This is a genomic window from Gammaproteobacteria bacterium CG11_big_fil_rev_8_21_14_0_20_46_22 (genome assembly GCA_002796245.1).
Taxonomy (GTDB): Bacteria; Pseudomonadota; Gammaproteobacteria; order UBA12402; family UBA12402; genus 1-14-0-20-46-22.
Genome location: PCWT01000007.1, coordinates 28,666 through 40,110, shown reverse-complemented (window position 1 = coordinate 40,110; position 11,445 = coordinate 28,666). Strand labels below are relative to the sequence as shown.

At 38.1% G+C, this 11,445-nt stretch carries 11 protein-coding genes and 1 pseudogene (1 of these 12 only partly in view); 1 reads left to right on the top strand and 11 read right to left on the bottom strand.

What is annotated here, in order from left to right; translation table 11 throughout:
• Positions 1-33 precede the first annotated feature (33 nt).
• The 11 genes from COV52_00455 to COV52_00405 all read right to left on the bottom strand — a co-directional run bounded on the left by COV52_00455 (position 34) and on the right by COV52_00405 (position 11,125).
• Positions 34-1,314, bottom strand: a complete 1,281-nt coding sequence (locus COV52_00455) for a hypothetical protein (GenBank protein ID PIR12127.1) — start codon at positions 1,312-1,314, stop codon at positions 34-36.
• A gap of 108 nt (positions 1,315-1,422) precedes the next feature.
• Positions 1,423-2,727: a hypothetical protein gene (locus COV52_00450; protein PIR12126.1), complete on the bottom strand. Its 1,305-nt coding sequence runs from the start codon at positions 2,725-2,727 to the stop codon at positions 1,423-1,425.
• A 133-nt stretch (positions 2,728-2,860) separates the two neighbouring features.
• Positions 2,861-4,429, bottom strand: a complete 1,569-nt coding sequence (locus COV52_00445; protein ID PIR12125.1) for a hypothetical protein — start codon at positions 4,427-4,429, stop codon at positions 2,861-2,863.
• Positions 4,430-4,455: 26 nt separating this feature from the next.
• Positions 4,456-5,658 carry an LPS biosynthesis protein gene (locus tag COV52_00440; protein PIR12124.1) on the bottom strand — a complete coding sequence of 401 codons (1,203 nt, stop codon included), beginning with the start codon at positions 5,656-5,658 and terminating at the stop codon, positions 4,456-4,458.
• Positions 5,658-6,416 (bottom strand): imidazole glycerol phosphate synthase subunit HisF, encoded by a 759-nt coding sequence (locus tag COV52_00435; GenBank protein ID PIR12123.1) that lies wholly within the window; start codon positions 6,414-6,416, stop codon positions 5,658-5,660. Before COV52_00435 ends, COV52_00440 begins: the two co-directional genes overlap by 1 nt.
• Positions 6,416-7,036 (bottom strand): imidazole glycerol phosphate synthase subunit HisH, encoded by a 621-nt coding sequence (hisH, locus tag COV52_00430; GenBank protein ID PIR12122.1) that lies wholly within the window; start codon positions 7,034-7,036, stop codon positions 6,416-6,418. The genes COV52_00435 and hisH overlap by 1 nt, the downstream gene beginning before the upstream one ends.
• Positions 7,037-7,042: 6 nt before the next feature.
• Entirely contained in the window at positions 7,043-7,834 is a 792-nt protein-coding gene (locus tag COV52_00425) for a hypothetical protein (protein ID PIR12121.1), read from the bottom strand.
• 75 nt (positions 7,835-7,909) lie between these two features.
• The gene (locus COV52_00420; GenBank protein ID PIR12120.1) at positions 7,910-8,308 is read right to left on the bottom strand and encodes a glyoxalase; all 399 of its coding nucleotides are present in this window, start codon (positions 8,306-8,308) and stop codon (positions 7,910-7,912) included.
• Between the two features lie 20 nt (positions 8,309-8,328).
• Positions 8,329-9,114, bottom strand: a complete 786-nt coding sequence (locus COV52_00415) for a phosphosulfolactate synthase (protein PIR12119.1) — start codon at positions 9,112-9,114, stop codon at positions 8,329-8,331.
• Entirely contained in the window at positions 9,089-9,661 is a 573-nt protein-coding gene (locus COV52_00410; protein ID PIR12118.1) for a histidine phosphatase family protein, read from the bottom strand. The genes COV52_00415 and COV52_00410 overlap by 26 nt, the downstream gene beginning before the upstream one ends.
• 12 nt (positions 9,662-9,673) lie before the next feature.
• Positions 9,674-11,125, bottom strand: coding sequence for a hypothetical protein (locus COV52_00405; GenBank protein PIR12117.1), 1,452 nt, complete (start codon positions 11,123-11,125; stop codon positions 9,674-9,676).
• Between the two features lie 78 nt (positions 11,126-11,203).
• On the opposite strand from COV52_00405, the pseudogene COV52_00400 reads away from it, so the two are divergent.
• Positions 11,204-11,445 (top strand): annotated as a pseudogene (locus tag COV52_00400) (hypothetical protein); it runs 100 nt beyond the window's last position.

Here is an 11,445-nt window from a genome sequence, read left to right as displayed (position 1 = left end):
CACTCCCCCTAAAAACACAAAGATAAGCAACAGTTATCTCTTTGCAACCAACCGAATCACATACATCATCAAAAAATAGAACAGTAGAGACTTAACAACCATAGCTATAGTGGCCGAGAATTCCCCCACCAAGAATGCGCCCGGCAACCCAAAAACTACTATATAGAAATACAGATATCGATGCTTTCTCCATGGGTTTATTTCAAAACGAATAGACTCTAGCAATCGCCCATAATAATGCAAAGCAATCAAGAATGCGACAATCACCCAAAAACTTCCAGCAAAATAGCCAAAAAAGTACCCAAAATTTATTACTCCTTCCGCTACAGCTCCAGTAGAATAGTTCGTTGTTCCCGTGTATGAATCTCCCTGAGCAAAACTTGTTAATATTACCCCCCCAGAAAGCGGCTTATTTGACCAAAGTTCTCGTGGAATAAAATTCGTTACTGCACTCACATAAGTCAGCCCATACTCCAAATTGTAGTAATTTTTTGCATATAAGATATCCAACCCACGCAAACCTGTTTCAAAAGGCGTATGTAGGAAGCCAGATCTTTGCTCTATAGTAAAGTCACCCTGGCTATTAAACGAAGCAAGCTCTCTCAAACCACCAAGAACAGCTGCAAAAAACAATAAAGCAATACATATAACAAAAGCGAGCCTTAGGCTAACCTTTCTTACCAAGTAGTGAAATGACAAAAAGATATATAAAAAGATATAGAGTACACTGCTTCTTGAACCCGTAAATAAAGCCAAAATGCTACAGGTAATTGTGGCAAACAAGAGATTCACGTACCATCGCTTCTTATTCTTTATCGAAAAAACAAAGCCTAATGAAAAAAAGAAAAGTGGTATTACAGTTGTTAGTTTCATAAAAACAGTGATAGCGGCGGACCCAGCCCAGGTCACGTTACGAAGCTTCATACTATAAACATATTGTGAAAGCCCCCCATCCATATGGAGCATGTAAAGAAAGCTGGCAAGGCTAACACCAAAAAACAACCAAACCAAATATATAATTGAACCTTCGTGTCGCAAATACGGCTTAGCTTCCGAGAAGTAAAGAGCAGATCCTTTGGTTTGGCTGACACGCTTTAAAATACCAGCTTCTAAGAAAATAAAAACAAACCCCAAAAATAGATACAGAAAGACAGAAAGATAAATCTCAAAAGGGTAAGTATGGAAATACACATTACCAAAGAAAACTAGCATAGTAACATGGTAGTATTTGGATGGAGAAAAAATATCTCTATTCAAAGAAAAACATAAAACGAAGTTTACTATCAAAAATAAAAGCAGCAAAAAAGATATCATCCATACCCCGAAGCAAAAGCTGAAATCCAGAAAAAGACAAAATAAGCTTTTTAAAGAAAAGTATTTAGCCTAATTATTAAACAAATAATAAATTAATCAGTTGGACAATCATAATTTGAGCCGTTTTATCAAGCAAGCACTAATCGTATTTAAAGATATTGAAGCGATAAAAAAGAAAATCAGCGCCAAATAATATGATTTATATGAAATAAAGTGAAGCCGCCAGAGCAGCAGGGGGAATAACAACCCCAAACAGACATTTCCCCACCAAAATAGCCGACCAACTTTAATCATCGCACATTTAGATGCAAATAATGTTAGTACATATGTGGTTAAAATACTGCCAACTACATTTGAAAAAAAGGCCGCAAACAAACCATACCTACGAATAAATTCCAACTGCAATAAGATAGTTAAAGCCGCTCCAGCAGTAACAGCCACTGAAACAAGATGAGTTTTTTTTGTCCAATCAATAGCGGCCGTCCATATAATGGACCATCCTTGCCAGAAAAAAGCAATAATAGGAAATACTAAATAGTAATACATATTTGATATTTTATTAAAAAACAGATCAAATAACACTGGTGCAAACAACAAAACCAGAAATATAGTAACCATTCCCCCTGCTGCATAAAGATGTATCGCACGAATCAAAAAACTCACGACTTCGTTTTTAGGTCTTCTAAATTGCCTAATTATCATAGGACTCCAAACCAGATTTAGTGATCTAACCAACAGTGAGAATATGGTGCTTATCCTATTGATCGCACTGTAAACACCAAGGGCTGTTAAGGAAATTGAGCCCAGAACAATAAATCTTCCCGAAGAGTTTAGAAGCGCACTTGAAATAACCGCTGGCAAAGCAAGAAAACCATACTTCACCAATGAAGTAACGTAACCCCAGCTAAATCGACTCGGGTTATTTAAAATAAAAAAATGAACCAGCACAAGTGGCATTAATATAATGTAACCTGACATAGCGCCCCATACCGCGCCCACCACTCCAACTTTGAATACAACGAGCAACAATAAGCTAACAAACAAGGTAATTAACATCTGGGCCAAACTATATATAACATAACAACGTCTTAAGTCATCTAATCTAAAGTTGGCTAATAATAAAAAATACAGCTGTTTAGGAGGGACGCTAGTAAACAAAATAACGATCAGAGCAAGATGAAAATATATAAAACAGTGAAGCCATGTAAAAACAAAACATGTACCCAAGGCAACAAAGAATAAGGCGGCCATCAAAATAGCGTAAACTACTAAAACACTTGAAGAAAGAGCAGGAAGTTTCCCCTCATCTTTTGCCTCATAGTAAAATCTTTCAAATGCGGATGCGATCTGGCCTTCAAAAAACAAAAACAAAAAATTTGCTATGGTTAAGCTTAAGTCAAAAAGCCCAAACATTTTTAGCGTAAATAGCTTTAAGTAGACTGGCAACAAGAACAGTCCTACCAAACTATTTAGAACTGTAACAACCGTATAAATTGCGCTAGTAGCAAGAATATTCCTCAAACGAGAAAAAATTGCTTTTCTTCTATTATTCAGACAAGTTTTCTGCATGCTTTAGGGCTCGCTGAAAAACAATCAAGCCATTCGGCCCTTTAACAATATTAAATCCATTCGGCGGAGATAATTTAACAATAGACTGTTCTTTCAGAATCCATGGCTCAATAATAATCAAATCAATCGGATATCTTTTAGTAACTTCATCCAATTTTTTTATATCAACTACAGCAGAGTTTTTCGCATACCTCTCAAACTCTCTACGCTCACAAGACATCCAATACGTTGGCCAAACCCAATTGGCACCCGTTTCAAGCAGTAAGCGCCAACCGTCTAAAGCCGCGTGAGGAATAACAAGGATATTAGCTTGATTTCGCACAGTATCTTTTCTTATCCAATCAAGCACCACCTCAGGGTTTCTCGTTTTTTTCAAGCGCTTTCCTTGATAATTCAGCCAAAGAAAATCCAGAATCTGGAAAAGAATTCCATAGACACAAAGTAATTTAGCAAAAAGCAACCCATTAGGATGGCTAACTACAACAATAAGAACAAAGAAAGCGAGGTAATGCAAATATCGTTCGGCCTCACCCAAAGAAAGAAAGTATTTTAAGCTCGTCAGCAAAAAAATAATTGCCCCTGAAAAAATGAAGGTAGCAAACAAGCTACCCACTAAAAAACTTGATTGAAAGATAAGAATAAGCGCTAATAAATATATCGGATATTTCACCAACAGAATTAAATATGAATTTTTTGAAAAGAACTGATCATAGATTTTAGCCATACTGCAAGATCTAAAGGCTTCAAGTAACTTTTTTAGCGAGTTTCGATCTGAAATAGCCATTCTCCCTTTCAAATTACCAACAAAATACCACCCCATATACAGAACATGAAATCTAAAAACCCTGAGAAAATTTTTACCCCCTATAATGGTTGCCAGAAAAAAGGCCAAGATTGGAAAAACAGCCACCCAGACAACATGAACAAAACAAAACAAAACCAAAGGAATAAAAAACATAGCTTGCCCAGCAAAGCCGTTAGACATCATAGCAAGCGCTGCCGCCAACAAGGAAAGCGCGTATAAAGTATAAAAATGATACTGCAGGAAAAAATAGAGAAATATTAACGCGGAGCCGCCGAAACACTCAGCAAGCATTCTAGGTGTAAACCCAAACGTGCGAGGGCCAGTTGATTGGACTGTAAAGAAAATCGGCGTAAAAATATAAACCACTGCCCCCCAAAAACTCACTTCTAGATTTTTAGTGACCAGGCTAAAACAAACAAACAAAAGACCAACATAAAAGCTATCAACCGCTGCATTAAAATACCTTTCCAAATAACGCGTCCAAGCAATAGGAAAATATGAAAACAACTTTAAAACCAAAAAAGGATCATTCGTACTAGCTGGTTTACAGAACCGCTGATTTATTAGCAAAGGATCGTCGGAGCGAAATTGTTTTAGCGCTCTTCTGTATTCCCGCAAGTGATTTGCCCTAAAAATATGGGCATAAGTATCAAAAAAAATCTTATTTGGATAAAAAAAACGATAAACAGCCCTTTGACAAAAAGCAGTGAACACAGCCAAAAATAAAAACACCAAAAACATCGCAATACTCGTATGGAAAATACACATTAGCTTTTAGATGTATACTTCAAATAAAAACTCCAGGGCACTAATTCAAATTTAGCCATCAGATAAAAAAACGGACGCATCCGCTCGAACATGCGCTTATAGTTCTTGTAATCCGTATAGTACTTTTTCGGAAGTACCATTAATTCTGCAAAAGTCTCTTCATTGAGCCGCCAGCGTTTTAAAATCATGTCAACAAGCTCTCTATCACAAGCGGGAGGCTTGTCCAACTCAGCCAGCGCCTCTTCACGAGCCATTTGACCTGAGCGAACAAGAGCCGAGAATCCATTCACACGATGATCAAGTCCAAAACGTCGTGGTGAGAAATAAGTATGATAAAAAGCTGTCATTCGATTTTCTAAATGATGGCCGCCATACCATTTCCAACCATAATTTTCCGTTAATATGGCCTTAGCCGCATCTTTGTTATAGTCTAAATACCATAGTGGGCGAATCTTTTTCAATCGATTTAAAAGCATCCACTTTAACTGACGCCCCAACCATAAATAAGGATAAGTCTCAAGCCGACGCTTTTCGCCAAAACGCTGATGCATATCATTAATGTATTTAGCATCCATATATAGCCGACCCAAAGGGGACAGCCCCTCGGTTTTAAAAGAATGTCCCTCAAAAACGTATTGGATTTTATATTTTTCTGCGGCCACATTTAACGTTGCCGCCAAAGCCAAATCAGTGGGCGCCTCCAGATCAGGCACACCCGCTTTCAATATTGCCTTATAAAGATCATCATATTCTTCGTTGTCAACAACGTGTGTCCACAAGTCAATATTATGCTTTTTTAGAACGTTATAAATATTTTCAACCGCCGTGGTTGAATTCCAAGTATTGTCGAAATGAACCGCAAGCGGTCTCAAGCCATATTCTTTAGACAAGTGAATCATGTAAGATGAGTCGCAACCTCCACTTACCCCAACAATAACATCGTACGGTTTATCGCGACCTTCATGCTTGATCCGATTAACCAATCTTTGGAAAGTTTCACATCCCTGCTCCCCTCCAGGATATTGAGCCATAAGCTCATCGTGAGTCTTACAATAACTACAAACGCCCTTACTATCAAATTTAATCCCAGGAACCAAGCTATCATATACACAACGTGAGCAAACCCGCACCACCCTTGCTTTCAATTTATACCATTCATCTTGCCACACCTGATCGTCGAAGAAAATATCTGTTTTTTTCATTATTCCAAAACCCTCTTTAATTCCGCTTGCATCGGGAAATTTGTTAAAACTCCCCTAAGCTTACTCTGATAAACAACTATACTGCCTGCCGCAACAGCTGAAGCACCAACATCGACTGCTCTCCTAAAATCAATCAGCTCACCAGCACCCCCACAAGCTATAACTGGTATATTAACGGCAGCAGCGACTGCTTCAATCAATGCCAAATCATATCCCAACATACGGCCATCCTCATGTATCGCCGTCAATAAAATTTCACCTACTCCTAGATTCTCAACATACCTTGCAAAATCAACTGGCGACCACTTTGTTTTACTGCTTCCCGATGAAGTAAATACACGATAACCGCCCAAAACATTTTTTTTTACATCAATTGAGGCTACAAGACTTTGACCACCATAAGTATCTACTATTTTTTTAGGCAAATCTGATGAAGAAAACAATGCCGAGTTTAAGGCAATCTTCTCTATACCTATAGAAAACACTCGTTGGGCTTTTTCAAAAGTATTAATCCCACCGCCATAAGTAAATGGCATAAAACACTCGGAAGCAATTTCTTGTAATAAATCATAGTTGATGGGTTTATTTTCAATCGTTGCGCTAATATCTAGAAAAATCAATTCATCAACTTCTTGTTCATTATAAATCCGCACCGTATTGATCGGATCACCAATATATTTTGGATTTTTAAATTGAATCGTTTTTACAAGACTGCCATTTCTCAGCAACAAACAAGGCATTACGCGTGTGCGCAACATTAGCAACGCTCCACGAAATTCTTTAACAAGCGCATACCAAATCTATGGCTTTTTTCAGGATGAAATTGCACACCATAAATATGGTCAGCACAAATTGCCGAGGGAAACATACCGCCGTAATCTGTCACAGCTAAAGCATTGCCTTGATCTTCACAAGCCGTATAATATGAATGCACAAAATAAAACCGAATATCCTCACCCTCAAAGCCATAAAAAAGATTATTGTACGCAAAGGGCTTCACGACATTCCACCCCATATGTGGTACTTTTAATATCCGTTGGTTTGCAAAATTAAATTTTTTGACTCTTCCTTTTATCCAAGCAAGCCCCGATTTCTGCCCTTCTTCGCTCGATTCCATCAACAACTGCATCCCCAAACAAATGCCTAAAATGGGCGTTTCGCCTTCTAAAACAACAGTGTTTATTATTTCAAGCAAACCAGTGTTTTCTAACTGCGTCATTCCATAATCAAAGGCCCCAACCCCTGGTAAAATTAATTTGTCGGCTTGATAGATATCCTCTTTTCTTTTCGATAAAACCGCAGCAACACCAATCTTTTTAAACATATTTAAAAAAGAGCCTATATTGCCAACTCCATAATCTACAATAACAACTTTCATACAACTTTACTCAATCCTTGACAGCTCTAAAATCAGTTTTTTGCCATCAGTTGTTCTAATAAATGCGCCTGGATAAGGAGAAGATTGTGCACGGATAAAGTCATGAATTTTTTTGGCTGGCCAATTTAGATTTATTTCACCGTCATCAGGAGACCTTTGCGAATAAACTCGTATTTTTTGCTTATCTTGAGGGGTCAATGTAACACTTTCAATATCAGTCAAAGTATTAACTAAAATCTTCCGAGAAGCCAATGAAGCTTTTTCATAGACCTCTTTAATTGTATCATTGTCCAATATGCTAATTCTTTCTTGCGCAATGATTTCACCATCATCAACACCGTCAGCAAGCCGAAATAGTGTTACCCCTGTTTCTTTTTCACCGTTTATGATTGCCCAAACCAACGGCGCGCCGCCCGCATAATTTGGCAACAAAGAAGCATGGATACCCCACGCTCCTTTCCTGGCAAGTTCACGAATCACTTTTGGAACCATATAGTACCAACCTAACACTAAAATTAAATCAAGTTTTAAACTCGAAATAAACTTATGCCAGTCTATTAAACGCTTTCCTTTAACCGAGTCAATCGCAATATATGGAATATCAAAACGCTTTGCAGTGAGACTTAGATCACAATAATTAAAGTTTCTCACCTTGGAATCACTATAGGAAATATTAAACTCCTTAGGCAAACCAAAAATTGCCTTAGGGATTAGTTTTTTTTTGAGCAATACATTTAACATTGATTCACTAAAGCGTGTTGAACCCAAAAAAATGTACCTTAACTCATTGTTCGCCATTTTAAGCTTATTCCCTACTTTACACAATTAAAAAATGCAACAGCCTCAACAAACTAAAAAACTATAGCTTAATAGCTAATACATCATACTAGAATCGTAATAGAATTTAAATTCAAGCAAGTTGTTCGATGGATCCTGTAAAAAAAATGTCAAATGCTCCTCACGTTTACCCTCAAAGCGCGAAAATAATGTTTTGAAAAATGTTAAATTAGCGTTTACTGCCCGATGATACAAATCATCAAATGCTTCTCTAGATGCAAACGTAATACCAAAGTGCCGAGGATACATCTTTGGTGGCTTAGAGTAATCTTCATCAGGGGATAAATGACAAACCACCTGAGAGCCAAAAAAGTCCATCGTAATTCGATCATCATATTTGCGCGCTAAACGGCAACCCAAACCACCAATATAAAATTGTTCGGCCAAGTCTAAACTGCGCGTCGGTATTGCCAAATGAAACACATTAGAAGTCATTTCTCGCTCCCTCACTAGTATTATTCAACCTCGCTCAAATCGGATGGCTCAAATAGCATTAGCGTGTCAGATCTCAAGCCATAGCGTAATGTTTCCAACGGGATTACATCCGCAAAAGCAATATTGGCCAAATTAACATTTGGACCAAAATGTGTAATAAAATATACTTGAAGATGCTTATTGGGCGCCTCAAAAATGAGCCTATCCAGCTTAATGGCAGAACTGGCAATTTCATTAATCAAGCCAAAGCGCACCTCACCATCTGAGCGGCAAATACCGCTAGTACCACTTTCACGCGCTTCTGTAATAACATATTCAGAACCCGCATCAAAATCTTGCTCAATATATTCTATCCATTTACTAGGCTGTAATTCGATTGAACGCACGGAATCCTTAAATCCAACTTCACTTAACACCTTGAACTCTTGGCTTAACTTTTTTATATATTCAGCTTTTTTTGTATTTGATAGATTAATAGTGCCATTAGAAACTTCGACCCACTTAATATTAAGCTTTCTTAGTGTTGCAATATATTCATTTAAAGCACCACTTAATAAATATTTCTCAAAAAGCGTACCGCCCATGAATACTTCGATGTTTGCTTTTTGAGCAATTTTTATTTTATCTTCAATAAAGGGCGTAACAACTGAAGTTCCCCAGCCAAATTTAATAAAATCAATCTTATCCGAAAAACTTTCTATAACATCTTTAAAAAACCCCAAAGGATAGCCATTATCAATCAGCGCATTAAGACCAACGGTTCTCGGCTTCTTTTCTTTTTTAGGAAGATTTAATTTGGTAAACATTTAAGAGCTCCTGAAGCATTTTTAGCGTAAAATTAAGCTCAACGACTTCGCCATTAGCCAATGACAACTGGTTCATTTGATCAATATGACCATATTGAGCTAGTGATATTAAGGCACGGATCCAATTGCCATGTCCAAAGATTAGCATCTTTTCAGCTTCTTGATGCTTTATCAAGAACTTTAAGATGCGAGCGCGGAAGTTGGCTAAAGATTCGCCAAAAATAAGCTTTGATGGCTCGCTCAGCCATTGCTCCCCATAGTCCATTTGTAACAAAGTTTTAGCTTTACCCTCATACTGTCCAAAATCCAACTCGCGCAATAGAACATCTATTATAAACTGTTCAAATCCACACAGCCGTGCTGTTTGCTGGGTGCGACATAATGGACTTACAAATACTTTTTGCGGCCTTACAAGCTTAAGCTTTTCACGAACAGAGCTAACCAGTGTGTGCGGAGGGGCGCCTAAAATAGGTATATCCTTTGCACCCTGCAAAATACCCTGCGCATTCCATGCCGTCTCAAAGTGTCTTACCAGAAATATCCGCATGCTTATTCCGTACTAATAGCTGTCATAGAAGGCTTTCAATTTTTGATATAGTGGCTTGCCAGATCCTGTTCGCGGAAGTGTTGGCAATGCAATATAAGCATAAGGCAAATAATCTGACGGAAGCTCTTTACGAAGCTCACGAATAAAGACCCCCTTCTTAAATACAACATCGGACTTTAATGCATAAAAAGCCACAGGCACCCTACCACCAACGTTTTTATCGTCAATTGCAACCACGATTACGTCAGAAAAATAACCCGTTTTTATCAAAGCTTCAGTAATCGGTAACGTGCTTACTTTCTTGCCCATACATTTAAAAACATTATCACTACGCCCCGACAAGCACAAATTACCTTTCGCATTAATAAAACCAGAATCTCCTGTATTAAACCCCGTTTTTTTAAATTCTCTAGACTCAGGTATGCCAATATATTCATCCAATAAATATTCACCCTCAGCATAAACTTCGCCAATTTCACCCAATTTAACAGGTTTACCTGCTTCATCTCGAATAGTTAATTTCAAGCCCATAATTGGCTTGCCGACAAAACCTGCTTGCTCAGGTAATTCGTTGGGCGACAAAAAACAAAACCGCCCACCCAGCTCCGTTAACCCATAAACAGTATGTATCTTTAGATTTGGCAAAGTTTTTTTCAAAGCTTTAATCACAACCGCAGGCAAATGATCACCAGAAGCCATCAGCCATTTTAAGTGTTTCAACTGCTCCAAACGAGAGTCTTCAGCTAGCCAACGAAGTTGAATCGGTGAGCCGCCAAAGCAGGTTGAGCCCTGCTTTATTAATGCGTCCACAAGCTCAGATTTAAACAATAGCTTTTCAGTACAAAATATCGCAGACGACTTTAAGGTCGTCACAAGAAAATGTGAAAAAGCGCTAACGAATTGGAAGCCAATGGCAAAAAACAAGCTATCACTTTTGCCATAATTGAGGTGCGGCATCACGGCTTTTGCATTACCCAATAATGCACGGTCAGATAATTTAACCGCTTTTGGTAACCCTGTTGAGCCACTAGTAAATAAAATAGCCGCTATGGCAAAGTCATCAACAGAAATCCTAACCAACGAGAAATCATCATCATGACTATCTGGAAAAGTCAGCTGCTTAGCCTGCGTTGTATACCTTAGCTTTTCGCACAAAATAAAATCAGGCGCTACCAGGCAAAATAAATATTCAACACGGGCCTGATCACTCGCAACATCAAGCGGCATTACTACACCACCCAAGCCCCAAACAGCCAAACAATCGATCCAATATAAAACACCACGACCCGTAGCGATAAAAACACGCATACCTTGTTTAAATCCTTGCTGCAGCAATTGATGCTGCCTTAAAGACACCAAGGCTTTTACCTGCGCATAAGTGTATTGTGTCTCTTCATCGCTCAAATAAACAGCCTCTGGCTTACACTGCTCAAGTCTATCCAATAGTTCCTTGCCTAAAGCCATTGTTTTCTCTCGTGTTTAACTTGCAATGCTGTATTTTAACGATAAAATCAAATACATGACAAGCAATGAAAAATCATTATGGATTACATTGAGATAAACCAAAAACTCGAAAAACTTGATTTACAGGCTCGAATCAAATGGGCAAGAGCCTTTTGGGCAAACAAAAAAATCTTATTAACTACGGCATTTGGTTTAGAGGGATCGGCGCTGATTCACATTCTAAGCTTACTCTGGCCAGAAGTTAATTTTACAAACCTAGACACTGGCTATCAATTTTCTGAAGTGCAGCTGGTCAAACAACAGCTTGAAATGCGTTATGG